The sequence below is a fragment of the Erysipelothrix larvae genome, from assembly GCF_001545095.1.
Taxonomy (GTDB): Bacteria; Bacillota_I; Bacilli_A; order Erysipelotrichales; family Erysipelotrichaceae; genus Erysipelothrix; species Erysipelothrix larvae.
This window is the reverse complement of sequence record NZ_CP013213.1, coordinates 2,425,440-2,452,266: the sequence shown is the minus strand read 5'-3', so window position 1 is coordinate 2,452,266 and position 26,827 is coordinate 2,425,440. Positions and strand designations below refer to the sequence as shown.

Sequence of the window (26,827 nt, the reverse complement as noted above, 5' to 3'; positions counted from 1 at the left end):
GACAAGTAAGTTATAATTATTGAGACAGCAAGGAGGTTTGCGATGAAAACAGATAAAAATTATTATTTAACAACGGCAATTGCCTACACCTCAGCAAAACCTCATATTGGAAATATTTATGAGATTGTGCTTGCAGATAGTATTGCTCGTTTTAAAAGAGCTCAAGGGTATAATGTGCGCTTTCAAACAGGAACCGATGAGCATGGGCAAAAAATCGAAGATTATGCAAAAAGAAGCAACCGAACTCCAAAGGAACACGTAGATGAAATATCAACAGTAATTCGTGATTTATTTGATTTAATGAATGTTTCCTATGATAAGTTTATTCGTACAACTGATGCATATCACATGGAACAAGTACAAAAAATCTTTAAGAAGTTTAAAGATCAAGGGGATATTTATCTTGGCAAGTATTCAGGATACTATTGTCAATCATGTGAGTCTTACTTCACAGAAACACAAGCACCTGACAAAATTTGTCCAGATTGTGGTGGTCCATTAACGGTCCAAGAAGAAGCATGTTACTTCTTCAAGTTATCGAACTATCAAGATCGTCTTGTTGAACATATTAAAACACACCCAAACTTTATTCAACCAGAATCAAGAAAAAATGAAATGCTTCAAAACTTCCTAAAAGAACCGCTCTTAGATTTAGCGGTGTCGCGTACAAGTTTTAAATGGGGTATTCCAGTTGACTTTGATCCAGAACATGTTGTGTATGTATGGCTTGATGCACTTGTTAACTATATTACAGGCTTGGGATTTGATGTAGATGGAAATCATGGCCCGCTTTACGACGAGTTTTGGCCAGCGGATGTGCATTTAATTGGAAAAGACATTCTACGATTCCATACGATTTATTGGCCAATTTTCTTAATGGCATTAAAGGAACCACTACCGAAACAAGTCTTTGGACATCCATGGTTACTTGTTGGTGAAGGGAAAATGAGCAAATCAAAAGGCAATGTTATCTATGCAGATGATTTAGTTGAAGTCTTTGGTGTCGACCCAGTACGTTACATCATGCTTCACGAAATGCCTTTTGAGCGTGATGGTACCATCACGCATGAACTCATGATTGAACGAATTAACACGGACTTCGCAAATATTATTGGAAACTGTGTTCACCGTACTTTAAATATGACAAACAAATATTTCGATGGCGTAATTCCCACAAACCATACACCCGATACACTGGACGAAGCATTGATTGAAATGGCTTCAACCCTTCAATCGAAAGTTGTGGAGCATATGGATACGCTTCATGTTGCAGACTCAATCAATGATATTGTTGCATTGTTTAGACGTTGTAATAAGTATATTGATGAAACCGCACCATGGACACTTGCGAAAGATGAAGAAACCCAAGATCGCTTGGCAACCGTTCTGTATAACTTATTGGAGTCAATTCGAATTGGTGCAATTTTGCTTGAACCATTCATTCCAGATACTGCACAAAACATTTTAAATCAGTTACAAACAGAGCATACAAGCTTTGAGTCTTCTGGACACTTTGGTCTTTTTGAACTCAATAAACCTGTCACAAAGACGCCTGTAGCAATCCTTCAACGGCTTGATTTGGAAGAAACAATGGCAAAATTTGAGAAGCAAAATGAACCAGAGCTTCCAAAGGCTGAACCCGAACAACCTGAAGTTACAATCGATGACTTTATGAAACTTGATTTTAGAACGGGTGTTGTGATTGAGGGTGAAAAACATCCTAAAGCAGACAAGTTATATGTCCTCAAGATTGATCTTGGATATAAAGTTGTTCAAGTAGTGAGTGGACTTGTTGGTTACTACTCACTCGAAGAACTTATAGGACAACATGTTGTGGTTGTTGTGAACTTAAAACCTGCGAAACTTCGTGGCGTTGAATCACAAGGCATGGTGCTTGCCGCAGAAGATGAGCATACCCTTCGTCTTGTCAATGTTCAAGGCATCGCACACGGAACACGAATTCGTTAACAAACAAAGGACGTTATCTTTTCATTGAGATAACGTCCTTTTATTGGTTCTTTAATGGACAAGTGCGTCTGTTTGAGTTGAAATGTCAAGCAAGACATCATCAGAATCATCAATCTGCGGAGTAATAATTCGTAAGGTTTGACCCTTTACTTCTCGATAAATGACATATCGGAGTGTAAACCCAACAAGTGATAATACTGTTATGACAAGCATCGCCATTGTATTGGGCCACGCCAGTAAGACAATGAGTGCAATGCATTCGATACAATATGCATAGACAGACGCTTTGAAACCTTTCGAACATTCTAAGGTCCTGATGCTATCGAAGGTATCATCAAACTTTTTTTAATTCACAAGGAAATTGAAACTTCGATGTATTCATACCTAGCTATTTTTTTGTATCTATAGTCATCACTCATCACCGCTTATTTCCTAGATGAACAACAAATTCATAATGGGAAAGCCACCGTTTGTATAATAGGTTAGCCCCGCTATGATTGCAGCACCTAAAATACAAACAACCCCCGCAGTGACTTTATTATTGGACTTCATAAATCTATCGGATAACTTTTGTGGTGCGAGTAAGACCGTGATTCCAAGGGATACAAACAAGGCGGCAACGCAGAGTAATGTAGGGCCAAGTCCCATTGATAAGTTTGCGAAAGCAAGGATGACCGATAGAATTATACCCAGTACACCCATTCCCCAACTTCCATAACGTGTTCCAATAAATAATGCATCGATAACTTTTGTCAGTTTCATAATCTGTTCCTCTTTTCTTTTGACAGACTCATAATATCGAACAAATGTTTCATTGGTGTTGTAGGTATGTTTATGAAATATTAATAATCCATACATTGAAATTTTTTTGAGATAAGTGAAGGGTGGATAACAGAAATTTGAGTAATAAAGGGTCCGCATTTAATTTAAGACAAAAAAACACCCGAAGGTGTTTGATAGTGGCGCTATACACTAAGAAGGCTGTTTGCACGCATTGAGACATCGTAGATTTCATCGTATTTTTCATCAATCATTGGTGTTACCTCAAGGGTTGATTGATTCTTGATGTGTCTAAATACAAGGTATGGAATAATCCATAGAATCACACCAGGGATTGCAAGGATGATCATGAGCATAGTATTACTTAGAAATGACATAACCATTACAGAAGCAGCCATAAAACCACATCCTATAACCCCAAGTATATATGCAATTGCAGACGCTTTAAAAACCTTCTTTGTTTCAAGGTGATCGACTTGCTCAACAAGGGAGTCAAACTGTCTTTGAAGACGGGTTAATTCTGCTTTATTGCGAATTTTACGATCACGTTTAAATACAAGCGTTGTACTCCCTACATTATGTGTTGCACTTTTCTTGTCTTCAAATTCCCATCCAAAATTTTCGTATGAATCGACGTAGAGATTCACATAGGCATTTTTTACTGTAACATCTTGGTATTCATAACCTACAAAATTTTTTTCTTCATTCATTGCTTTCATATAAAGTTCCTCTTTTCTTTGTTTGCATTATAGCGTAAGGATGTTTCTGAATTGTTAAGGTGTTAATAATCTAGAGAACTTTTGTAATTTCTCGCAAGACCTTCATAGTGTGTCAACGTCAGTGTGTTTTCAAAATCGGTAGGTAAACATAACGAAGTATGCTTTCCAATTGACATTACCCCGCTCTTCTCTAAGACCTCAGCCACGAATTTTGAACAAGTGTAACCCTGTTTAAAATTGTGCCGAATGCCGAGAAATCCTAACAAGAGGCTTGTATATGAGAAGTGGAAGTGTTCACGTTGATTCAAATAAGACTGAATTGTCTCTTGTATTTCTGAATATTGTTGTGATGTTACTTCAATTTCGTAAATCATACACTGAACATCTTTTTTATAGGGTTTATTGAATCGAAAGGGATGTTCAATGCACAGACCCCATTTTGATCTAAAACTATAGAATTCATCCATTGAGTCTACAATTCCCAAAGATGCATGATTATATTGTGTCCCTTTCAATCGTTTATAGACATCCCCAAACAAACACTGATAGCCTTGAAGTAATACGTATATTTTCTTTGTTTCCATGGTGTTCATCGCTCCTTACATGATGAAGTATAGAATAAGAATGTTTGTAGAATGCTTATAAGATGTTTCGGGATTATTAAATATTAGGAGAAATACTTAACATTTCTGAAACATTTATAGTCTATACTTATAATAAAGACTATAAGTGTGTCAATAAATCGTGGATGGAGGCGTGTGAAATGAATCGAATCTTGATTGTTGAAGATGATTATGAAATGAATCATTTAATGTGTAAGTTTTTAAGAGGCTGTGGGTTTGATGTTGAAGGGTGTATTAATGGTGAAGAAGCATATGATGCGATGTACAACAATACCTTTGACTTGATAGTCTCGGATGTCATGATGCCTAGAATTGATGGGTTTGAATTTGCGCAAACCGTCCGTAAACTCAATGAAACAATTCCAATTCTATTTGTAAGTGCTCGGGATGATATCGCATCAAAACAAAAAGGATTTAAAATAGGGATTGATGATTATATGGTCAAACCCATCGATCTTGATGAACTTGAAATGAGAGTCTATGCCTTACTTCGAAGGGCTCATATTAATACAAACCGTACCCTAACAATGAACCAATTTGAAATTAATGCAAACTCAAATACAGTTTCGTATCAAGGGACTGAAATACCCTGCACCTTACGTGAATTCAACATCCTGTATAAATTATTGTCCTATCCCAATAAAACATTTTCACGCACTCAATTGATGGATGAGTTTTGGGACGTCGATACAGATACCAGTCCACGGGCTGTGGATGTATACATTACGAAACTGAGGGATAAGTGTTCAGAGATTACCGAGTTTAAGATTGTTACAGTCCATGGGCTTGGGTATAAGGTGGTGCTAACATGAAACGACGCATCTATTTCACATGGATTGAGTATTTCTGGTCCTTTGTTGTGCTATCATTGCTGGGTGCTTTACCAGCAATCTTTTATGGAGCACAATTTCGAGAATACATATTTCCTTTTGGGTTGTATTATGCTCTGTATTGGTTGATCGTTGCTGCAGGTTTTACCTTTCTTACAAATCACCAACGGAGAAAGGCGTATGAAGATCCAATGATGATCCTTGGAGAAGCAACACGAAAAGTCGCATCGGGTGATTTTTCAATTTACCTCAAACCCATTAGGTCTTTGAGCCAAGCAAACTATATCAACGAAATGTTTAAAGACTTCAATAAAATGGTGGAAGCATTGGGGTCGTTAGAAACGATGAAGACAGACTTTATTGCCAGTGTTTCACATGAAATAAAAACCCCGCTTGCAAGTATTCAAGGGTATGCGCGAATGCTTCAAAAACCGCAACTCAGTGAAGAAGAACGTCTGGATTATACCCACTTCTTAATGCAATCATCTCAGAATTTGAGTGTATTAGTTACCAATATCCTTCAACTCAGTAAGCTTGAAAATCAAGGCATTATCTCATCCCATGAATCTTATAATGTGTGTGAACAGCTGTCAGAGTGTATTATCTCATTTGTTGATATGTGGGAAGCGAAAAATATCAACTATGAGATAAATATCGAAGATGTTGCTACCCTTTATCAAGATCCTGCAATTGTATCAATCATTTGGCGAAACCTTTTATCCAATGCTACAAAGTTTACAGATGCAAAAGGAACCATATCAATTACCCAAACATCAACAGATAAAGGGATTGTGGTTAGAATATCAGATAGTGGTGTTGGTATGAGTAATGAAACGAAACAAAGACTGTTTGAGAAGTTCTATCAAGGGGATACTTCACGATTTGTACAAGGGAATGGATTGGGAATGGCACTTGTAGCACGGTGTGTTGAACTACTTAATGGAACCATTGATGTTGATAGTGAGTTGGGTGTTGGGACAACCTTCACAGTACATATTGACACACAAAGATAAAGACTTGACGCAGTCCATACGTTTCTTCTATAGTTAAGATGATAAATGTTAAAGGATGGATTGTATGAAAAAAGTTGGATTTATTTGTGTGCATAACTCATGTCGAAGCCAAATCGCTGAAGCATTGGGTAGGTATTATGCTTCAGATGTTTTTGAGAGTTATAGTGCTGGAACTGAAACGAAACCTCAGATCAATCAAGATGCTGTACGACTCATGAAGGAATTGTATGGCATTGATATGGAAAAAACACACAATTCAAAGGTGTTGTCTGAGATACCGGCACTCGATATTGTGATTACAATGGGGTGTAATGTTGAATGACCAACCTTAGCCTGTGAATGGCGAGAAGATTGGGGGTTGGATGACCCATCAGGGCATACGGATGACGTATTCAAAGAAACAATCCAAGCCATTGATTCTAAAATACAAGCGCTAGCACAAAAATTGAAACCATAAGAAAACGCATTGAGCGCGTAACTCAATGCGTTTTTTAGATTAAATCGTTAGTTATCGATTGTTGAAGTAGTTGTGAAGTCTGTAGGCAAGAAGTACGTTGAAGACCCAACAGTCACAACATATACAGCCTTCGATGTCGTTCTTAGGTGTGGACCGTTGATGTTTGAACTCAATGCGTGTGCTTCATCACGGGTCAATGATCGACTATCAAGTATTGCATAGCCGTATAAGTCATCAATTGTAATAAATGGCAGGCCATATTGAGGAATCACGATGTCGTTTTCACCGAATGTCGCAAGCGTAAATGAAGACCCCGAAGGGTTCATCGTTTCTTCCCCACCAATAAGCGAATCAAGATAATCCACGGTATATTTGAATCGTGAATCAATGAAAAGGGTCGATACGTTACTGGATGCGTAAATGTCTCGTTGAGCATCATAAGTATAGGCGGAATATTGAAGAACGTACTTCAGTTCGCTTTCCTCAAACGCAAAGGTTTCGTCATCCATTGAACTGAGATCTTCTTTGTATCGATTGATAAATTCAGTTCGAACATTTTCGGTGAAAGATAGGGTCCGTGTTTTCGTCATTGTTGCGTTGAAGAAGGTCACGCTGTTTGTGTCCAACACGACTTCAGGATTCAAGATTCTATGCGCTGAGGTTTGGACATCCCAGTTGTTTGCGAGTGTGTAAAGGCTTGTGCTGAGTGAGGATGGAATGTTATAGTTTCGAGATACTGTGAACCCTCCCCTTACTTTGTACTCAATAGAGATCGTATCGATGTTTGAAACCGGAGCCTTTTGAGCGTTTTCATTTTCAAAAGTATAGTCGGAATCGTAATACCCAAAATTAGGGTTTTCATCATAGAAATTAAGGATCTTGTGATGGAAATTCACAATCTCTTGAATGGATTGGTCCTCGGTTAACACTAAATTTGAAATGTCATAATAATAGGATGTCGGATATAACTGAGAGACGACGGAATAGTGAGTGACTTTTACTTCACGAATGGACTGTGTTGATGGAATGAAGTTTCCATAGCCCAGTAGGTTCGTAAAGATTAGTACGACACAGATCGATACTGTGGTTGCAGCGATAATAAAATAGTGGATCACAGCTTTCGCAAAGTGCTTCGTGGATTTATATCTGAAGAAATCAAGGACGATATACATCACAAATGAAATACCCATCGGAATGAGGAAGGTATTGAGCGTTAGATAATCAGCCAAACCTTTATTGGATGATGAGTCATTACTATAGGTAAATAAAGACATGAGTCCTGTCAATACCAGACCCGTAAATAGTGATACAACAAGTGGGAAATAACGGTGATTGGTAAAGGGTTCCTCAGACCGTTCCGACTTACGCTTATTATAGAGATTGAGATTGAAACATGTAAATCCAATAGAGACAATAAGCCACACCGTTCCAACAACGAGCACTTGATTTTTTGATGGAACACCAATCAATCGAAGAAGTCCATACGATGGTGAAAGATAGCTTAGGATCATTTCGTCAAAGGCAGATACGCCAAAGATGAACGATTCCACAAACGACGTAAATGCGCCATACGCAACAAAGGGTGCGATGAATAAAATGAATGCATGAACTAAACCGTTGGCAAGGGTTCCTGTATTCATAATTACAAAGTTATTACAGGTTTGAATCGCAAAGAACAAGATACTTGCAAATGCAAAATAGAGAAACACATGGTGGTTAGCGAAATTTACCCCTTGGCTTGCTAATAGGCTATATCCCAGTACATAGTTAATTGTAAATGGAAGATAAACTATAATGAAACTGGAGAAAGCGTTTGTTAGGTATAAGTCGTTTCGTGTGATTGGAAGGGCATGATAGACATCAACTGCCTTTTTAGAGTTGAGATAGCTTTGGGTGATAAAAGGCATAAAGAACATCACCATACCTGTAAAGATAATCAATGCGAATGGCACACTATCGCCTGAAAGCATTGATGGAAAGCCATCCCTTCTGAGTATCTTCACAATAGTTGACGAAGGGAATAGAACAAAGAAGAACACTGTGAAGAGAACAATATAAGCTCTTTGTGTTTTCAAGTTATGCTTTAGAAGATTTAAATTAATCCGTGCTTTCAATAAATTACGCATTGTTGGAATCCTCCACTTCGTAAACAAACACTTCCTCAAGGGATACACCTGTACGTTCAAATAATGCTGGGTTTAGACTTTCGATTAATTGGTCACAGGTATCTTTTGGACCTTTCATAATAATTGAGAATATCCGCGATTTCCCAGAAACATGAAGCGGTTTAATTGATTTAATTGAGTTAATATCCGTGTCTTCATGAAAGACCACTTGGTATTTATGATACAGATCATGCACTTCTTCAGAAGAATGGTCCAGTGCAAGCGTGCGATTGTTAATCATTACAACCGTATCGCAGATATCTTCAAGTTCACGTAAGTTGTGGGATGAAATAATTGCGATGATGTTTTGAGTCGCTACTGAATCCGCGATAATCTGACGGAGTTTAAAACGCATGACAGGATCGAGTCCATCAAACGCTTCATCAAGCAGTAAAATATCGGGTTTACATGACAGTGCAATGATTAAGGCGCATTGACGTTTCATCCCTTTAGAGAATGAATTGATTTTCTCTTTTGGATTAATCTTAAACACTCCGATTAAGGATGTGTAGATGGTATTGTCAAAGTTTGGATAAAACTTGGTATAGAAATTACGCATATCTTCTAAGGTAGATTGTTGGAAGAAATACGGATCATCACCTAAAAATAAGATGTTTGATTTCGCTTTGACGTTCTCAAAGACTTCCATACCATCTATTTGAACGGTACCGCAATCGGGTTCGATAACACCGCTGATTAAGCGAAGTAAAGTTGACTTACCTGAACCGTTTGGTCCAACTAATCCAACAATGTGACCCTCTTTCACTTCCCAATTAATATCTTCTAGGATGTGTTTTTGGTCAAATGATTTACTGACGTTATATAGTTTTATCATGATTTAAGTCCCCTCAATGTATTTATTATATCATCAGGTGCTTCACCCAATTCTATTAAGGCATTATAGGCCTCAAAAAGTGTAGCATAGGCTTTCGCAAGCACTGCTTTCACACCTTCGCTAGTATTAGATACAAACATCCCAACCCCCGATACTGAATAGATAAGACCCGATCGCTCCGCTTCCTGGTAGGCTTTTGACACAGTATTGGGATTAATCCCCAATTCTTTTGCTAAAGACCGTACAGTGGGAAGTTGTTCGTCAGGTTTCAATATACTCAAGGCAATATACTTTCCGATTTCTTGATAGAGTTGTTCAAAGATTGGAACATTGCTTCTTAAATCGATTGAGAACATATGGCGTCTCCTTTCAGTGTACTAACTGTACTATTTACAATAATACAGTAACACTAGTGTGTATCATTGTCAATATCATTGCACTTTAGCATCGTATTTTACTGTAAATGTGTTAAAATTCATGAGAGGTGTTTATTATGTATGAAGTAATTGTTGTGGGCGGTGGTCATGCTGGTGTTGAAGCAAGTGTGGCTGCAGCACGTATGGGGCGAAAAACAGCGCTCTTTACCTTAAATGTTGATCGCATTGCATCGATGCCCTGTAATCCATCTGTAGGTGGACCTGCAAAAGGAATCGTAGTTCGTGAAATCGAAAGCTTAGGCGGAGTGATGGGGAAAATTGCTGATAAAACAGCCCTTCAATTCCGTATTTTAAATTCGTCCAAAGGACCAGGAGTTCAATGTCTTCGTGTCCAATCCGATAAGATTGAGTATTCCCATGCCATGCGGGATGCTGTATTAAATGAACCAGGAATTGATGTTGTGCAAAAGATGGTTGAAGGCATTGCCATTGAAAATGGCATATGTGTGGGTGTGATTACATCTGAAGGTGAAGTGATTCAATCAAAGACTGTGATTATCACATCGGGGACCTACATGAGCTCAAAGATTTTAGTGTCTTCAAGCGTAACTGAGAGTGGACCAGATGGTGATCCAACAACCAACAAACTCTCAGAATCACTCAGAGCTTTAGGCCTTAAAACGTTTAGACTTAAAACTGGAACGCCTGCACGTGTTTATACACGTTCGATTGACTTTTCAAAAACTGAAATTCAACCAGGTGATACAGAACCGTATACTTTTTCAAATAAAACCAAACCACAGGATCTGATTCAAGAGCAATATCCATGTTACTTAACGTATACAAATGAGAAAACCCATGAAATTATTCTTGCAAATCTTGACAAATCAAGTATGTATTCAGGTGTTGTGGAAGGCGTGGGTGCGCGATACTGTCCATCAATCGAAGATAAGATTGTACGGTTTGCTGATAAGAAGCGTCATCAAATATTTTTAGAACCAGAAAGTGCACACCTTGATACAACATACGTTCAAGGGTTGTCATCTTCTTTACCAGAAGCTGTTCAAGACCAAATGTTGCGAACCATCCCAGGGCTTGAAAACTGTGAAGTTCAAAAGTATGGGTACGCTATCGAGTATGATGCAATTGATCCCTTACAACTCAGTCCTTCCTTGGAAGTAATGCGAGTGCCAGGCTTATTTACAGCTGGACAAATTAATGGAACATCAGGCTATGAAGAAGCTGCAGGACAAGGGCTCATGGCAGGAATTAATGCTGCACTTAAGGTCCAAAATAGAAATCCATTGATCTTGAAACGTGATGAAGCATATATTGGTGTCATGATTGACGATCTTGTTACTAAAGGAACAAAAGAACCTTACCGACTGTTAACATCACGTGCAGAATACCGCCTCCTTTTGCGTCATGATAACGCATATCGACGGTTATCTCATTTTGGTCATGAAGTTGGGTTACTAAATGATGAAGAATATGCGATAATTAAAGAAGAAATAAAATCAATTGATGCATTTATAGAAGAAGCGAAGAAAATTCGTCTAGATCGTTCTGATGCGATGCGTGCTTACTTTGAATCAAATAATTCACCGTTTGAAGCACATGACCTTACACTTTATGAAGCTGTGAAACGTCCTGAGATTAAATTGGATGCACTGCTTGACCTTATAGGATATGACCTACGCCATGATCTTGCGTTTCAAGCTGAGGTTGAAATCAAATATGAGGGATATATTCGTAAAGCGATGAAAGATGCTGAGAAGTTACGCGCAATGGAAAATATCGAACTCCCTGAATCTATGGATTATGATGGGGTTCAAAACTTATCCATTGAGGGAAGACAAAAACTTAACCTAGTACGGCCACGTACAATGGGGCAAGCATCACGCATTTCAGGTGTAAATCCAGCAGATCTGACGATTCTCGCAATGGTGTTGAAACAAAGGGAGGCCTAAAAGCATGATTCGATTTGGTGTAGTGGGGACAGGTGTTATTGTAGAAACGTTTATACGTTCAGCAAGAGTCCATGAAGGAGTATCTTTTGATGCAGTACTTTCACGTCGTGAAGAAACGGGTCGTCAATTTGCAGACAAACTGCATATTCCAAATGTATATACTGATTTAGAGACGATGTTATTGGATCAAACATTGGATGCAATTTATATTGCATCTCCAAACAGTCTTCACTATCCACAAGCGAAACAAGCACTTTTGAGTGGCAAACATGTTTTAGTTGAAAAACCATTTGCAGGTAATCAAACCCGTGCTAAAGAACTCATTAATTTAGCACAAGAAAAAGGATTAATTCTCATGGAGGCAATCTGTAACATTCATATGCCTCACTTTAATATACTCAAAGAAAACCTAGCAAGTTTGGGTGATATAAAATTAATCCAATGTAACTACAGTCAGTATTCAAGTCGCTATGATGCACTTTTAGAAGGTGACTTACCCAACGTCTTTAACCCTGCGTTTTCAGGGGGTGCACTAGCCGATATCAACATCTACAACATTCACTTTGTAGTGGGACTCTTTGGTTTACCAAAAGGCATCAAGTATGATGCAAATGTCCACGATAATGGCATTGACCTTTCTGGAATCTTAGTCCTTGATTATGGTAATTTTAAAGCAGTATTAGTTGGTGCAAAAGACAGTTTCTCTAAGAATTTTGGACAAATTCAAGGTGAAAAAGGGTATGTGTACATTGAGGATGGTGTGAATAGTCTTGAAAAACTCAAATTCATTTCTTCTCAAGGCGATAAAGAAATTAAAGAGCAAACCATGCCACGATTGTATTATGAACTTGAAACTTTTGTGAATATGGTGGATAATAATGACCTTGCACTACGAGATGTGTACTTACAAGAAAGTCTCGATGTAGTAAAGGTTGCCCAAGAAGCACGGAGACAAATAGGATTGGAATTTGATAGCTAATGACATTTGAAGCATTAATCATAGAATTAGAAAAGTTAGGAATTGAAGTAGACGAAAACAAACGTGACAATCTCCTTACGTATAAACATTTAATACAAACTGTGAATCAGGTTTTAAATCTAACCGCCATTGATGATGATGAAGGGATTTATTTAAAACATTACTATGATTCAATGCTTATTAACCCCTTAATTAAAAAGGGGTCTTTTGTCTGTGATATTGGAAGTGGTGCAGGGTTTCCTGGATTAGTTCTTGCCATCCTAAGACCAGATATTACGATATCTTGTGTCGAACCCACTCTGAAACGTTGTAATTTTCTGAATCAAGTAATTCAAGCATGCCATTTATCAAATGTAACAGTATATAATGAAAGAGCGGAAGACTTTGTGAAAAAACACAGAGAATTGTTTGATGTGTGTACCGCACGCGCTGTAGCATATTTAGACATTCTTAGCGAACTGTGTTTGCCACTTGTTAAGGTAGGGGGGCTTTTTATTGCGATGAAAGGTGCTTCTGGAGAACAAGAATATGCGGTTTCACAAAAAGCAATCACACTGTGTGGTGGCGAATTAAAAGCGGTACATAAAGAATTCAACGAAACATTAGGGACGCGAATTAACCTTGAGATTTTAAAAATGTGTAAGACGCCCCCTCAATACCCAAGAACTTATGGTAAAATAAAGAGAGCACCATTATCAGGGAGGAAATATGAATAGAAATGTAGAGTTGCCAATTGAAAAAGTAGTACCAAATCGCTATCAACCACGAACACAATTTGATGACGAACATCTGTTTGAATTGGCACAATCAATCCGAGAAAATGGGCTGATTCAACCAATCGTAGTAAGACCAATTGATAATGGGAATTATGAAATTGTAGCAGGTGAACGACGCTACCGTGCAATGCTCTTAACTGGGAGTATTACTGTGCCCGCAATCATCGCAGATGTAGACTCTCAAAAAAGTGCAGCACTCGCACTTATTGAGAACATTCAACGCGAAGACTTGAATGTTGTGGATGAAGCAAATGCCTATCGAGATCTGTTAAGAATTCAAGGCATCACTCAAAAAGAGTTAGCAGCTAAAGTTGGGAAATCACAATCTGCAATTGCAAATAAGATTCGATTATTAGAACTTCCAGATGATGCGCTTGATGCTTTAGGTAATCGTCAAATTACCGAAAGACATGCACGGGCACTATTGGGAGTTGAACGGGATGAAATCATGCCAACACTCAATAAAATCGTGAATGATAAATTGAATGTAAAACAAACAGAAATATTGGTTCAAAAACCAAAAAAGAAAAAGAAACCTGTTCTCAAAGGAATATCGCAAAGTATTAAGATTGGCGTTAATTCCATCAAACAAACCGTCGCGATGGTGACAAAAACAGGGATTAAAGTAGAACAAGATATTGAAGAAACGGATGATGCGGTAATTATTACATTGCGTTTTCCAAAATAGGAAGATCTGAGGTGAGTTAAGTGGGTAAAATTATCGCCATAGCGAATCAAAAGGGGGGCGTTGGTAAGACAACTACAAGTATTAATCTTGCAGCTGGCTTAGCGTATTTAGGGCAACGTGTACTCTTGATTGATTTAGATCCACAAGGGAATACGACTCAAGGTGTAGGCGCAAACCGTAGCACAATTAAAAAGAGTACATATGATTTATTATTAGGGCAAGATACACAAGTGCGGGATGTAGTGCAAACACTCAAAACACCCCCACTTGATTTAATCCCCGCGACCATTGACTTAGCAGGTGCAGACCTTGAAATGGTTGAGTTTAAAGTAGGAAGAGAACGTTTACTAAAAAATAAACTGTTAGAAGTGCGTGATGCGTATGACTTCATCATTATCGATTGTCCACCATCACTTGGACTCCTTAATACCAACGCATTAACAGCAGCAGACTCAGTTATTATCCCTGTGCAATGTGAATACTATGCACTTGAAGGGTTGACACAACTTCTCTCCACTATTCGACTTGTACAAAAGCTCTTCAACCCTGAGCTCAGAATTGAAGGGGTGTTACTGACGATGTTCGATGTCAGAACACGACTCAGTGTTGAAGTTCAACAAGAAGTACGAAAATACTTTAAAGAACGCGTTTATAAGAGTAATATACCGAGAAATATTAAGTTGAGTGAAGCACCATCACGAGGATCATCAATTTTTGAATATGATGTACGTTCAGAAGGTGCCAAAGCCTATGCAGCACTTGCAAAAGAAGTCCTCAACTACAATAAAGAAGAGGTGAAGTAAGATGTCTGATCGTAATCGTTTAGGGAAGGGTCTAGGGGCCATATTTGGTGATGATGTTTCATCTGTATTAGAAGAGATTCAAACAGGGTCACATGACGAATATGGGGGTGTAAAAACATCGCTTAAGGTCAACACGATTCGTGTTAACCCATATCAACCACGCCGTCATTTTGATGATGCGAAACTACAAGAACTCGCAGATTCAATTAAGGAACATGGACTCTTCACACCAATACTCGTAAGAGAAAGCAACAAAGGCTATGAATTAATTGCAGGAGAACGTCGTCTACGCGCAAGTAAACTTGCAGGACTCAAAGAAATAAGTGCGATTGTTGTTGGTTTTGATGACCAACAAATGATGGAAATAGCACTTGTGGAAAACGTTCAACGTGAAGATCTCAGTGTTATCGATGAAGCACATGGCTATCAATTGTTGATGGAACGTCTCAATTTAACACAGGATGAGGTTGCCAAACGCGTCCACAAGTCAAGAAGTCATATCGCAAATTTATTACGCTTGTTGAAGCTTCCCGAATCCGTTCAAATGATGGTTAACCAGGGTGATCTTACAATGGGACAAGTTCGACCATTAATTACATTGGACGACTCAAAGGAAATCGAACGGCTTGCTAAAGAGATTAAGAAGGGTGACTTATCAGCACGTCAAGTTGAGAAACTTGTCAAACAACCTGAGAAACCAACACCTAAAAAAGATGACAATACTAAACATTACGCATATGCTAAAACACTATTCGAAAAGAAACTTCAAACACGTGTAAATATTGATAAGAATACAGTGTCCATTCGATTTGAAGATGATGAAGATTTAAACCGTATTCTTGAAACACTTAATTTAATTGAACACTAATCTTTTGGAAACAAAAGATTTTTTATAAGGAGGCTGACAATGATACTTGCATTTACAGGAGCTGGAATCAGTAAGGATTCTGGAATTAGCACCTTTATGGAAAAACCAGAAGTAAGAGCACGTTTATTTCGTTCGTTTGCCAATCAACATCCACAAGCTTATAACGAAACGATCACACAGCTTGTGAATTCGATGCGTGATAAAAAGCCCAACGATGCCCACCATGCCCTCTTTGAGTACAACATTCCAATAATCACTATGAACATTGATGGTTTACATGAATTGGCAGGGTCAAATCCATTAACATTACATGGTACCTTACCGACTGACGAAGAGTTGGTGTATGCATCACAACTTACGAACAAACCCGTTCTTTATGAAGATCCTGCACCAAATTATGCAAAAGCATACGAAATGGTGAATGAACTACAAAGTGGGGATGTTTTCTTGGTAATTGGCGCATCATTTCATACAGCAATCGCGCATGACTTACGGGTCCTTGCGAAATCAAGAGGTGCAGAAGTTGTTGAGATACAAGATGATGCAAAAACAAAAGTTAGGGAATATTTAAGGGAGCGAACACTATGAGTGAACTAAAAAAAGCAGCTGCATTAAAAGCAAGTGAATATATTCTCGATGGCATGGTAGTTGGCCTAGGGACTGGATCTACAGCATACTATATCATTGAAGAATTGGGTCGTCGCGTGAATGAAGAGGGACTCAACATTGTGGGTGTTCCAACCTCCACCCGATCAAAAGAACAAGCTGAGAGCTTAGGGATTGATGTAAAAGAAGTACATGAAGTGCCCTATATCGATATTACTGTAGATGGTGCCGATGAATTTGACCAAGATCTTAATGGAATCAAAGGCGGTGGGGGAGCACTTTTATTTGAAAAAGTCGTTGCTAACCACACTAATACAAACATTTGGATTTGTGATGAAAGCAAATGTGTCGATACATTAGGGCGATTTCCACTGGCCATAGAAGTTGTCCCTTTCGCAACAGACCTTCTATTCAAGGAATTTGAGAAAAAGGGATACAGTCCAGTAATCAGACCATCAGAAACAGGGCGCTATATTACAGACTCAAATAATTACATTATTGACTGTCACCTAGAGTCTATTGAGAATCCATATGAACTTGCAAAACAATTGGATAATACATCGGGTGTTGTAGAACATGGACTTTTCTTAGATATTGCGGATATTGTGATAGTTGCCTCTATGGATGGTATTAAAACATTTACGCGAGATTAAGAGTAAAATTTGTGAAAATAACATCTTAAGTTTTGCAGATTAAAAGTAATAAAACCTCAAAATATAGGCATTAAAAGCCTACATTTCGAGGTTTTCTTTTTGGTAGAGACCATTGTATAATGGACGTTAATTACGTGCTTTTCAAAATATTAATAATTTCTGATTTGCTTAGGTATTTTCTACTAAAGTCTACCTTGAACACGTTTGCTAAAGCTTTTTATAACATGATCACGATAATCAAATAATAGTGTTCATGCGCTTGAGAGCAACTGTAACCTATAAGGGATTTCCGGTTTGTTTTTGGTGAGTAGACATTACCTAATGTGTGTTCTAGAATACTGTAAACTACCAGGGAAACAAAGCAAATCAAAAATGTGCTTTAATAGGCTCCTCAACACTCAAAAAATACAGGTCTTCACTTAAACTCACTTTTTATAACCTTAAATGATTCTTCTATTTTCCAAAGCCCTCTGTATATATTTCTTAGTTCCGAATCACTTAATTCAATTTTACTACTAGCAATTGAGAAACTGTCATCGTACTGCTCTGAGTAATCAACCATTCTCTTTTGATCGGCGATCGTTTTTGATTTGGATATTTTTCATTAAAATCCAATTGAACTTTTTTAGGAGATCATAGAGCTTATACTAAGAAACGTATTCCTGTTATTTAGCTGGTTCAGTTGGTTGTTTTCGGCTGTGTGAAAAACTAAATTTACACTTTGAAATCATTCAAAGTTCGTATATACTTAAATATTATGTGATATAATTAGCTTAGTTAGGAGGTAACCTTCATGAAATTAATTTTAGCAATCGTATCAAATGATGACGCTTCAAGTGTTTCATCAGCATTAACAAAAGAGAATTTTTCGGTAACACGCCTTGCGACTACAGGTGGATTTCTTCGCGCTGGAAATACAACCATTATAATTGGTACAGAAGATGATAACGTACCAAAGGCTCTTGATATCATTGGAACTGAGTGTAAGAAACGTACAGAAATTGTACCTTCTAGTGCTTCGTACGATATCGGACGTTATGCATCATTCCCTATTGAAGTACCAGTAGGCGGTGCAACAGTATTCGTAGTTGACGTCGAACAATTCCATAAACTATAAGACCTTTCGTAAGGTCTTTTTATTAGAGGAGGTCGTATCTTATGACAAAACAAACAACATTTTTAATGCTAAAGCCGGATGCTTTTAGGAGTAATCACCAGGAAGATATACTAAAAAGACTTAAAGGTGCACATTTAGTCATTGAATCTTCAAAAACAGTAAATGTTGATCTCGATGTTATGAAAACACTAATTGAACATTATGGTGAAGTTATCGATAAAATGGATCCTGCTTTCAATTTCCCGGGAAAACTCTTCAACTCGTTTTATTACTATGGTCCACACACAATCATGCCAATGTGTGTAAGCTATAGTGGTGATGAAGATATCATTGAATACACTCGAAAACTCGTTGGTGCTACCAGTCCAGCCAACGCTGCAGAAGGAACAATTCGTGGCGACTTAAGTGATGACGATTATGATAAAGCCGGAGCACAAAACCGCTTAGTGAATAATCTAATCCATGCATCAGATTCATTTGAAAGCAAAGAGCGTGAGCTTACTTTGTGGCGTGAATATCTTTAAAGAATCAGTATATGAATAATATGAAGGCAGTTGTGACTCATGAGTTAAACACATGAGTCACAACTGCCTTTTTATTATCCGATTTTCAATTCTTTCCATTTAAAGTACGTTACGAACCTTAAAGTGGGTACTTGTAGCACTTGAGGCGTTAGGGTAGTATGTATAAGAAGAAAGGATGATTATCGATGGACAAGACTGTACATTTTCAAGATGAAATCTATTTGCCAATTAATACTGAAATCACGACAGAAATGTTGGAAGGAGAACAAGCTATCTGTGTACTTAAAGGCGAACACATCATTGAGTATGACGAACCTACCTATGCGAAATTATTAAACTGCGATTTTCACAACGGTATTATCAAAGTCAAAGTGTTGAGTAGAATTCTACAAGATGCACCCGAGCTTGCGAGAGGTTTTATTGGGCTTGCCTTTCGTATCAATGAGGATGATACACAGTTTGAAAGTATTTATATTAGACCAACCAATGGACGATGTGAACTACAAAAACGAAGAAACTGCTCAACACAATATTTTTCCTATCCAAATCATAAATATAATCAATTGCGAATCGAAGCACCTGGAGAGTATGAGTCTTATGCAGATATGGGGTTGGATGAGTGGATTGATTTCAAGATTGAAGTCATCGATACACGTGCAAAACTGTATCTACACAACTCAAAATATCCAGTTCTGATTGTGAATGACTTAAAACTAGGGGCTCATCAAAAAGGAAGCATTGGATTATGGGTCGATGTTGGTACTCAAGGATTCTTTAAGGATCTAAGAATCACTCATTTTTGAACCGTTGTCCCTAGATAATACGAAATACACGATGTATAATTGTGGTGTTAGAAAAGAGGGTTCTTATGGCTTCATCATTAGAATTTGTTGAATATGTATGTGACCAGATGGAAGATGCTGGAATGATAACCTATAAAAGAATGTTTGGTGAGTTTGGCGTATATTGTAATGGCAAAATTATTGGACTTATATGTGAAGATCAGTTGTTTGTAAAACCAACCCAAGCAGGAGCAATAGTATGGGAAGGATTGAGTATGGCACCACCTTATCCAGGCGCAAAACCCTATTATGTTATTGAAAGTCTTGATGACAGAAGTAAGCTAACAGATTTTGTCATAGAAACATATAAAGCACTTCCTGAGCCAAAACCAAAGAAAAAAAAGGTTTAAAAAGTATGGGTTTTATTTAAATTCATGAAGAAGGGTTCGTTTATTTTAGTCGGAATCGTTGATATAGTCTTCATAGGGATAGTTTGAATAAACTAAATGAAAGGAAGACTTATGAAATTAATAATAACGAAAACGTATGAAGAAATGAGCGAAATCGCTAGTAATATTCTGTTGGGTTATATACTGAGCCCAGAAAATCAAAATATTGCGATTACTGGTGGAAGAACACCTGCTTTGATGTATGAGAAGTTAGTGACAAAAATGAGTGGGTTGAATATATCTTATAATACGACATTCTATAATTTTGATGAGATTGCCTACAAGCGATCTAAGCGTGAAGGAATTACCATCAGTGATTTAAGAAGCTATTTCTTTACACCTGCTAATATACCAGAAGAAAACATTCACCGACTTGATGAAACGAATTACAAAGCACACGATCATTTGATTCAAAGCCGAGGTGGTATGGACTTCATACTCTTAGGAGTCGGTGCAGATGGACATTTTTGTGGAAACTTACCAAATACAACACAGTTTTTTGACCAAACTACACAAGTAGTTATGTCAGATGCAATGCGTCAGAATGTCGGTGAATTTCATTTTAGTGATCCACAAGAGTATCCAGATACATATGTTACGATGGGACCGCGAAGTGTGATGAACACAAAAAATATCCTGTTAATTGCGAATGGTAAAGAAAAGGCAGATATTATAAAACGTATTTTAGGAGGGCCTGTGGATCCTTTAGTTCCCGCAAGCATTCTCCCGCTTCATCCAAAAATAACGATTTTAATCGATTCTGAGGCTGCATCTGAGCTTGATGAAATAACAATCAATCAATATAAATGAAGAAGTCCCGTAGGCAACTGCGGGATATTTTGTTGAGGTGCACTTTATATTCACAATTTGTATGTGAAAAAACGTGAGAACACCAACTTCGCTTGCTTCTTCTGTGGGTATAAAATATAATTATATTATGTTGGAGGGATAAACATGGACAACAAAGATAGAGTTTTAAAATTGCTTAAAGAATCAGATAAACCACTTAAAGCAGTAAACGTTGTGGAAATACTGGAGATTGATCGCAAAGAGGTTGATAAAGCATTTAAGGAATTGAAAAAAGAAGGGTTGATTACATCTCCAAAGGCATGTTTCTATACTGCTGAATAAAGGAGTAATTACCGATTTTAAAAAGGAGATTTGGTTATGGCAAAAAGGATGAAGACCATCCGGATTATATTCTTAACATTTGCGTTTATTGTGTTGATAGTAGGGTTATTTTTTAGTTATCTAATCGCACAACTTGAAGATGCGCCAGGCGTAGTTATTCTTGGTTCTGCAGTATCCTTATTTGGGTTTGCGATTTTGTGGGGATTGGGTGAACTCATCGCTGCAACGATGCATAATAGCGAAATGTTAATGGAACTAAAAGATACACTAGAATATGAACAAGAGAATGATGATCACGAAGAATCGTGAGTGTCATTCTCTTTTATATATCATAAAAATATCATTATTTTTTAGTCAACCGTATCTTTTTGGTTTGTATTGATCCATCATCTTTGATGGTGCAATGGATCAATTGTTCGATTACTTAGTTACGTATGCTTAAGGATTTGAGGTTAACAATTAGGAATTGGAGTTAATCATTGGATCCGATGGTGTCAATTAAAAAAACACCATTTAGTCTAACGACAGACCTGATGGTGTTTCAAACAATCTATTTATCCTTTGGTTTTGTACAGTCTTATATGACTGTCAATACCTTCAAGCACACAGAAACTCTGATCATTTGAGTCATCAATAATGTAGCGCGAACCATCTGTAGGAAGTTCGCTTGGATACATTGTTTCATACTCTTCTCGAGTCAGTTTAATTCGCTTATCAAGATTTTCTTCGATATCGTGTGGGATATTATTTTCATATCCTTCAACAGTTAACAAAGAGAAAAATTCACCAACTGCCCCAGAACCATAACTAAACAACCCAATGCGATCATTTCCTTTTAAGTGTCCTGAATCAAGTAATGATAATAAGCTTAAAAATACTGAACCAGTATAGATATTACCAACACGTCGATTAAAGGTGATGCTCTTTTGGAAGATGTCTAGGAAATGACTGTCCTCATCAACAACAGATTTCAATGCTTTCAACCCTAATTTTGTATAAGGGATATGGAAGCACAGTGCTTGGAAGTCATCGAAGCCACGCCCTGTCATTGCTCTATAATCATCAAAAGTTTGGTGGAAGAAACGACTGTACTGTTCATTGGAGAACTTTCCTTGTACAAATGCAACTTCACTGTAGTTTGGTCTCCAGAAATCCATCACGTCATCCGAATAATATGCAGTTTCATCTTCAATAATTGCGATGCGAGGATCTTTAGATACGAGTAAAGCTACTGCTCCTGCGCCTTGTGTTGGCTCACCACTTGAATAAAGCCCGTACTTGGATATATCAGATGAGAGTACAAGCACCTTTTTATCAGGGTGTGCAAGAATGTGATCCTTAGCCATCATAATTGCGATTGTTGCAGCATAACATGCTTCTTTTAACTCTACACATCGTGTACGTGGTTGTATGCCAAGTAATCGTAAAGCGTAGATTGATAATGCTTTTGATTGGTCCAATCCAGACTCAGTCGCAAAGAGAACAAGATCGATTGCTTGTTTGTCTTCTTCAGATAGGATTGAATGTGCGGCATTGACAGCCATTGTTAGTGTGTCCTGTGTATTTGGAGCTATGGCCATTTGATCCTGACCAAGTCCGTATTTATATTTATCAGGGTCTGTGTCTCGCCACTGGGCAAGTTCACTCATCTCAATATAATATTGAGGCGCATAGAACCCAATTTTATCTAAGCCAATTCTCATTGGAACACTCCTTACTAATCCACACATTATTATAGACGAAACTAAAGAAAATTGCACTCTTGTTTAGTTATTATGTGAAAAAACAGATAATTATAAGGTTCTATTGTACCTAAATTGTGTACTTGTGAGTGATAATCAAGTAAAATTAAGATAGGTAGGGGGATTCTATATGCGTCGAAAAACATGGGCGATTTTAGTGATAGGATGTGCATTATTTGTCTTTCTTGGTACCGTGTTGGCTCGTGATTCAAAGCGGTCTGAGGTTTTAAATGTGCTTGAAACACATTGGTCAATTCCATTGCCAGACATGACTCCAATAAAAACCCATAGCAATATCAAGAATAAGAAACGCGAAGCGATTATGGGTTATATCATTTATGAATTGGATGATGATACCTATCGTGAAATCGTTGCACGCATACGTTTAGAAATTGATGAAGAATATCACCCCGAAAGCATTGAATACCTGGATGGATATACAGCACAAAGTCTTGGGCTCGTATCTGACTATGGTAAACTCGAGAAAAAATTGAAGAAGTTCAATACATTTACTACATGGCTTGCATTTAAAGAAGACAGTAGTGATGCAGTATGTATCGTCGCGGATTATACACAGAATTTGATTATTTATATTGTGAGTTATGAGATACAGCATTAATCAAAAGGAGGCCCCATGATAACACTACAATTAAATGTATATGGTTTTGTACAAGGCGTTGGTTTTCGCTTTTTTACACAAAGACTTGCAGATTCTTATGGAGACTTAACGGGTTTTGTGAAGAATGAGATGGATGGCTCGGTAACGATTGAAGTAAGAGGTCCCAAACAATCTGTGATGAAGTTTGTGGAGGATGTAAAGCGCTCACCAGCCCCTTCGGGTCATGTCGACCGTGTTTCGATTACTGAAATAGTGGACGAAAAGTCGTACAATGGCTTTAAAGTAATTGGATACTGAATTATCGAGTTGTTTGTGAAAGCTTAATGTTGTAAACATTAAAGTCCACATAAATGCGGATTTAGCCAGCCAACGTGATTGGATTGTTGAAATGCTAGATGGTAATATAAAAGGAAATAATTATCGGGTCGCGTAAAGTTAAATTAATGGAAATCTTTTGATACTTTGAGGGGTCCAGCAGATGATTGACCTTGTCCAGTGTGTATTTGACCGGAGATTTCTTTTTTAGCGAAATCTTTACAAAGACAATATCTAAATGGTTCATCAGCTTATGATACCAACGATGAGAATCAGTGATAACTTAACGTTTTTCTTTGATTAGTCCATTGGCTATTGAGTCACTCAAAGTTGTTTATTTCATGATATAATTATTAAGCACATATGAAAGAGGGAATTGTATGAAAAGAGTTAGAGTGCGCTATGCACCAAGTCCGACAGGTTTTTTACATATCGGAAATGCACGAACAGCGTTATTTGATTATTTGATCGCGAAACATTATGATGGTGATTTCGTACTTCGTATTGAAGATACAGATATTGAGCGTAATGTTGAAGGTGGAGAAGCCTCACAAACGCATTATTTAAAATGGTTGGGCATTGAGCCGGATGAATCACCAGACAAACCCAATCCAAAGTATGCACCTTATCGTCAGATGGAACGTTTGGATCTGTATCGTGAATACACTGAAAAATTAATTGAAATGGGGCATGCATACAAATGCTATTGTACCCCAGAAGAACTTGAAAAAGATTATCAAGAACAAAAAGCGAAAGGGTATACCTCAACGCGTTATAACCGCCATTGTTTGCATCTTGATGAAGAAACCAAACAAAGATATGAACAAGAAGGCAAGACCTATTCAGTGCGCTTAAAAGTGCCTGAGAACAAGACCTACTCATTTGATGATATGGTACGTGGTACCGTTTCCTTTGAAACTAAAGATATAGGGGATTGGGTTATTATGAAATCAAATGGGATCCCTACCTATAACTTTGCAGTTGTGATTGATGATCACTTGATGGAAATTAGCCATGTATTTAGAGGTGAAGAACATATCTCAAATACACCAAAACAACTCATGTTATTTGATATGTTTGGCTGGGAACCCCCAATCTATGGTCATATGACCTTAATCGTGAATGAAAATGGTAAGAAGTTATCAAAACGTGATAATTCAGTGATGCAATACATCAGTCAATATGATGAACAAGGCTATTTGCCTCATGCGATGTTTAATTTTATGTCACTTCTTGGATGGTCGCCAGAAGGTGAACAAGAACTCTTCACAAAAGAAGGACTTGTGGAACACTTTAGTGAGAAACGTCTCTCAAAAGCACCATCTATGTTTGATGTTCAAAAATTAACCTGGATGAATCACCAATACATGAAGTCACTGGATGATGCGAGTTGGTTAGCGTTTGTAAGACCACATGCTGAAAAAGCAGTAGACTTATCACAAAAGGATGAAGCATGGATTCATACCTGTTTACTCTTGTTTAAGGAGCAATGTCAATATGGCGCTGAAATTGGGGCGCTAATCACAATGTTCTTTGAAGAACCTGAGCTGACAGATGAAGCGAAGGATGTTCTATCATGGGAAACAACACCTGAAATTGCGAAAGCATTCTTGAATCATTTCCCAAGTGAGTGGAACCCTGAAGCATTAAAAGAAGCATTTAATGCAGCGAAAAAAGACAGTGGACTCAAAGGCAAACCGCTCTTTATGGGTCTTCGTGTGTGTGGAACACACCAAACACACGGACCTGATTTGATGAGTTCGTTATATTTAGTAGGTGAGCATACTGTCAAAGAACGGTTAGAATCCTATGTCAATTCACTATAAAAAAACTTCAGAACATAAAGTATTAAGAGATCCAGTCCACGGATACATTAATGTTGAAGATGCAGTCATATGGGAACTCATTGATTCCAAAGAGTTTCAACGTTTAAGGCGCATCCATCAGCTTGGTGGAACCTTTCAGGTGTATCACACCGCTGAACACTCGCGTTTTGGCCATTCATTAGGTGTGTATGAAGTTGCACGTTTGATGATTGAAAACGTAAAAGGGTTAAAGATTGCCTTAAGTGAAACTGAACGTGTTGCGGTTTTATGCGCTGCTTTACTCCATGATGTTGGTCATGGTCCCTTTTCGCATTCTTTTGAAAGTGTCACCAGTGTGAACCACGAAGCCTATACAGACAAGATCATATTAGAATCAAGCTCTGAGATTCATCAAATTCTCCATCGCGCTGATGGTAATCTTCCTCAAATGGTGGCGGACATTATTTCACATCGTCATAAGCGAGAACTTCTGACACAAATCATATCGAGTCAACTCGATGCGGATCGCATGGATTATCTTTTAAGAGATTCATACTTTACAGGTGTTAGCTATGGTGAGTTTGATTTGTTCAGAATCTTACGGACACTTCGTGTTGTTGATGATGAACTCGTGGTGAAGGAAAGTGGCATCCATGCGGTTGAAGATTACATTATGGCTCGGTATCAAATGTATTGGCAAGTATATCTCCATCCAACCTCACGTGCTTATGAAAGCATTTTGCATATGATTTTTAAACGACTTAAAGATGTTGCGTTTGAGAAACCTGAAATTTTGAACATGTTACCCTTGTTTAAAAATTTGTTGCTCAATGATGAGGTGAGTGTAGAAGATCATTTCTATCTCGATGAAACAACCTGTATGTATGGATTTATGATGCTCATGAATAGTGAGGATGAAGTCTTAAGAGACCTTACAACCCGGCTTGTGAATCGTGATTTATTTAAGTATCAAGATGTTGAAAGTGAAGCAATGATTGAGTCAATCTCAACAGAGGTTGAATCGAAAGGATATAATCCACGCTATTATGTTGTGATGGATTATATGACACAAATTCTCTACAAACCCTATGATGAACATGAAGGACCGAAACCAATTCGAGTATTAAAAAATCAAGAACTGGTGGAATTGTCCAGTGCATCACAGATTGTAAAGGGATTTGTATTACAAGAAGATAAAGAAGACTTTAAAGTTTTCTATCCAGAATGAAAAGG

Annotated in this window: 31 protein-coding genes; 23 read left to right on the top strand and 8 right to left on the bottom strand. The window is 37.7% G+C overall.

Annotated features, from left to right (window positions below; translation table 11 throughout):
* The first annotated feature begins 42 nt into the window (after positions 1-42).
* Complete coding sequence (gene metG / locus AOC36_RS11425) at positions 43-1,968, top strand: methionine--tRNA ligase (protein WP_067634425.1); 1,926 nt, start codon at positions 43-45, stop codon at positions 1,966-1,968.
* A gap of 51 nt (positions 1,969-2,019) precedes the next feature.
* Here metG and AOC36_RS12275 read toward each other — a convergent pair whose 3' ends face one another.
* The 4 genes from AOC36_RS12275 to AOC36_RS11410 all read right to left on the bottom strand — a co-directional run bounded on the left by AOC36_RS12275 (position 2,020) and on the right by AOC36_RS11410 (position 4,051).
* A complete protein-coding gene (locus tag AOC36_RS12275) occupies positions 2,020-2,181 on the bottom strand; it encodes a hypothetical protein (protein WP_157777193.1) in 162 nt (53 codons plus the stop codon).
* 219 nt (positions 2,182-2,400) lie between these two features.
* Complete coding sequence (locus AOC36_RS11420; RefSeq protein ID WP_067634423.1) at positions 2,401-2,730, bottom strand: hypothetical protein; 330 nt, start codon at positions 2,728-2,730, stop codon at positions 2,401-2,403.
* 203 nt (positions 2,731-2,933) lie between these two features.
* Positions 2,934-3,467 carry a hypothetical protein gene (locus tag AOC36_RS11415; protein ID WP_198401180.1) on the bottom strand — a complete coding sequence of 178 codons (534 nt, stop codon included), beginning with the start codon at positions 3,465-3,467 and terminating at the stop codon, positions 2,934-2,936.
* Positions 3,468-3,529: 62 nt separating this feature from the next.
* Positions 3,530-4,051, bottom strand: a complete 522-nt coding sequence (locus tag AOC36_RS11410; protein ID WP_067634421.1) for a hypothetical protein — start codon at positions 4,049-4,051, stop codon at positions 3,530-3,532.
* Between the two features lie 179 nt (positions 4,052-4,230).
* Between AOC36_RS11410 and AOC36_RS11405 the strand changes: the two genes are divergently transcribed.
* The 3 genes from AOC36_RS11405 (at position 4,231) to AOC36_RS11395 (ending at position 6,255) form a co-directional block, all read left to right on the top strand.
* Positions 4,231-4,902, top strand: coding sequence for a response regulator transcription factor (locus AOC36_RS11405; RefSeq protein ID WP_067634419.1), 672 nt, complete (start codon positions 4,231-4,233; stop codon positions 4,900-4,902).
* Entirely contained in the window at positions 4,899-5,933 is a 1,035-nt protein-coding gene (locus AOC36_RS11400; RefSeq protein ID WP_067634417.1) for a HAMP domain-containing sensor histidine kinase, read from the top strand. Before AOC36_RS11405 ends, AOC36_RS11400 begins: the two co-directional genes overlap by 4 nt.
* A 64-nt stretch (positions 5,934-5,997) precedes the next feature.
* A complete protein-coding gene (locus AOC36_RS11395; protein WP_470295749.1) occupies positions 5,998-6,255 on the top strand; it encodes an arsenate reductase/protein-tyrosine-phosphatase family protein in 258 nt (85 codons plus the stop codon).
* A gap of 182 nt (positions 6,256-6,437) precedes the next feature.
* Here the strand turns inward: AOC36_RS11395 and AOC36_RS11390 are convergent, their stop codons facing one another.
* The 3 genes from AOC36_RS11390 to AOC36_RS11380 are packed head-to-tail and all read right to left on the bottom strand — an operon-like array spanning position 6,438 to position 9,746.
* Positions 6,438-8,516, bottom strand: coding sequence for a hypothetical protein (locus AOC36_RS11390; protein WP_067634415.1), 2,079 nt, complete (start codon positions 8,514-8,516; stop codon positions 6,438-6,440).
* A complete protein-coding gene (locus AOC36_RS11385) occupies positions 8,509-9,390 on the bottom strand; it encodes an ABC transporter ATP-binding protein (protein WP_067634413.1) in 882 nt (293 codons plus the stop codon). The genes AOC36_RS11390 and AOC36_RS11385 overlap by 8 nt, the downstream gene beginning before the upstream one ends.
* Entirely contained in the window at positions 9,387-9,746 is a 360-nt protein-coding gene (locus AOC36_RS11380) for a GntR family transcriptional regulator (RefSeq protein WP_067634411.1), read from the bottom strand. Before AOC36_RS11380 ends, AOC36_RS11385 begins: the two co-directional genes overlap by 4 nt.
* Positions 9,747-9,883: 137 nt before the next feature.
* Between AOC36_RS11380 and mnmG the strand changes: the two genes are divergently transcribed.
* The 15 genes from mnmG to AOC36_RS11305 all read left to right on the top strand — a co-directional run bounded on the left by mnmG (position 9,884) and on the right by AOC36_RS11305 (position 21,422).
* On the top strand, positions 9,884-11,737 hold the full coding sequence (gene mnmG, locus AOC36_RS11375; RefSeq protein ID WP_067634408.1) for a tRNA uridine-5-carboxymethylaminomethyl(34) synthesis enzyme MnmG: 1,854 nt from the start codon (positions 9,884-9,886) through the stop codon (positions 11,735-11,737).
* A gap of 4 nt (positions 11,738-11,741) precedes the next feature.
* Positions 11,742-12,716, top strand: coding sequence for a Gfo/Idh/MocA family protein (locus AOC36_RS11370; protein ID WP_067634406.1), 975 nt, complete (start codon positions 11,742-11,744; stop codon positions 12,714-12,716).
* On the top strand, positions 12,716-13,432 hold the full coding sequence (rsmG, locus tag AOC36_RS11365; RefSeq protein WP_067634404.1) for a 16S rRNA (guanine(527)-N(7))-methyltransferase RsmG: 717 nt from the start codon (positions 12,716-12,718) through the stop codon (positions 13,430-13,432). The genes AOC36_RS11370 and rsmG overlap by 1 nt, the downstream gene beginning before the upstream one ends.
* On the top strand, positions 13,425-14,180 hold the full coding sequence (locus tag AOC36_RS11360) for a ParB/RepB/Spo0J family partition protein (RefSeq protein ID WP_067634402.1): 756 nt from the start codon (positions 13,425-13,427) through the stop codon (positions 14,178-14,180). The genes rsmG and AOC36_RS11360 overlap by 8 nt, the downstream gene beginning before the upstream one ends.
* A 20-nt stretch (positions 14,181-14,200) precedes the next feature.
* The gene (locus AOC36_RS11355) at positions 14,201-14,983 is read left to right on the top strand and encodes a ParA family protein (protein ID WP_067634400.1); all 783 of its coding nucleotides are present in this window, start codon (positions 14,201-14,203) and stop codon (positions 14,981-14,983) included.
* Between the two features lies 1 nt (position 14,984).
* Positions 14,985-15,851 (top strand): ParB/RepB/Spo0J family partition protein, encoded by an 867-nt coding sequence (locus AOC36_RS11350; RefSeq protein ID WP_067634398.1) that lies wholly within the window; start codon positions 14,985-14,987, stop codon positions 15,849-15,851.
* Between the two features lie 39 nt (positions 15,852-15,890).
* Positions 15,891-16,439 carry an SIR2 family NAD-dependent protein deacylase gene (locus AOC36_RS11345; protein ID WP_067634396.1) on the top strand — a complete coding sequence of 183 codons (549 nt, stop codon included), beginning with the start codon at positions 15,891-15,893 and terminating at the stop codon, positions 16,437-16,439.
* Entirely contained in the window at positions 16,436-17,110 is a 675-nt protein-coding gene (gene rpiA / locus AOC36_RS11340; protein ID WP_067634394.1) for a ribose-5-phosphate isomerase RpiA, read from the top strand. The genes AOC36_RS11345 and rpiA overlap by 4 nt, the downstream gene beginning before the upstream one ends.
* Before the next feature lie 793 nt (positions 17,111-17,903).
* Complete coding sequence (locus tag AOC36_RS11335; RefSeq protein ID WP_067634392.1) at positions 17,904-18,227, top strand: cyclic-di-AMP receptor; 324 nt, start codon at positions 17,904-17,906, stop codon at positions 18,225-18,227.
* 41 nt (positions 18,228-18,268) lie between these two features.
* The gene (locus tag AOC36_RS11330) at positions 18,269-18,751 is read left to right on the top strand and encodes a nucleoside-diphosphate kinase (protein ID WP_067634390.1); all 483 of its coding nucleotides are present in this window, start codon (positions 18,269-18,271) and stop codon (positions 18,749-18,751) included.
* Positions 18,752-18,936: 185 nt separating this feature from the next.
* Positions 18,937-19,554, top strand: coding sequence for a hypothetical protein (locus AOC36_RS11325; protein ID WP_067634388.1), 618 nt, complete (start codon positions 18,937-18,939; stop codon positions 19,552-19,554).
* A 65-nt stretch (positions 19,555-19,619) separates the two neighbouring features.
* Positions 19,620-19,943 carry a TfoX/Sxy family protein gene (locus AOC36_RS11320; protein ID WP_067634387.1) on the top strand — a complete coding sequence of 108 codons (324 nt, stop codon included), beginning with the start codon at positions 19,620-19,622 and terminating at the stop codon, positions 19,941-19,943.
* Positions 19,944-20,054: 111 nt separating this feature from the next.
* Complete coding sequence (locus tag AOC36_RS11315; protein WP_067634386.1) at positions 20,055-20,792, top strand: glucosamine-6-phosphate deaminase; 738 nt, start codon at positions 20,055-20,057, stop codon at positions 20,790-20,792.
* 144 nt (positions 20,793-20,936) lie between these two features.
* Positions 20,937-21,113, top strand: a complete 177-nt coding sequence (locus AOC36_RS11310; RefSeq protein WP_067634384.1) for a MarR family transcriptional regulator — start codon at positions 20,937-20,939, stop codon at positions 21,111-21,113.
* Between the two features lie 36 nt (positions 21,114-21,149).
* Positions 21,150-21,422: a hypothetical protein gene (locus AOC36_RS11305; RefSeq protein WP_067634382.1), complete on the top strand. Its 273-nt coding sequence runs from the start codon at positions 21,150-21,152 to the stop codon at positions 21,420-21,422.
* A 245-nt stretch (positions 21,423-21,667) separates the two neighbouring features.
* Here the strand turns inward: AOC36_RS11305 and AOC36_RS11300 are convergent, their stop codons facing one another.
* Positions 21,668-22,816 carry a hydroxymethylglutaryl-CoA synthase gene (locus AOC36_RS11300; protein ID WP_067634380.1) on the bottom strand — a complete coding sequence of 383 codons (1,149 nt, stop codon included), beginning with the start codon at positions 22,814-22,816 and terminating at the stop codon, positions 21,668-21,670.
* A 169-nt stretch (positions 22,817-22,985) separates the two neighbouring features.
* Here AOC36_RS11300 and AOC36_RS11295 point away from each other — a divergent pair, with 169 nt between their 5' ends.
* From AOC36_RS11295 to AOC36_RS11280, 4 genes are all read left to right on the top strand, one after another.
* A complete protein-coding gene (locus tag AOC36_RS11295) occupies positions 22,986-23,474 on the top strand; it encodes a hypothetical protein (protein ID WP_067634374.1) in 489 nt (162 codons plus the stop codon).
* Between the two features lie 15 nt (positions 23,475-23,489).
* A complete protein-coding gene (locus AOC36_RS11290) occupies positions 23,490-23,771 on the top strand; it encodes an acylphosphatase (RefSeq protein WP_067634372.1) in 282 nt (93 codons plus the stop codon).
* 398 nt (positions 23,772-24,169) lie between these two features.
* Positions 24,170-25,615, top strand: a complete 1,446-nt coding sequence (gltX, locus tag AOC36_RS11285; protein WP_067634369.1) for a glutamate--tRNA ligase — start codon at positions 24,170-24,172, stop codon at positions 25,613-25,615.
* Entirely contained in the window at positions 25,599-26,822 is a 1,224-nt protein-coding gene (locus AOC36_RS11280) for an HD domain-containing protein (protein ID WP_067634368.1), read from the top strand. Before gltX ends, AOC36_RS11280 begins: the two co-directional genes overlap by 17 nt.
* The last annotated feature ends 5 nt before the right edge of the window (positions 26,823-26,827 follow it).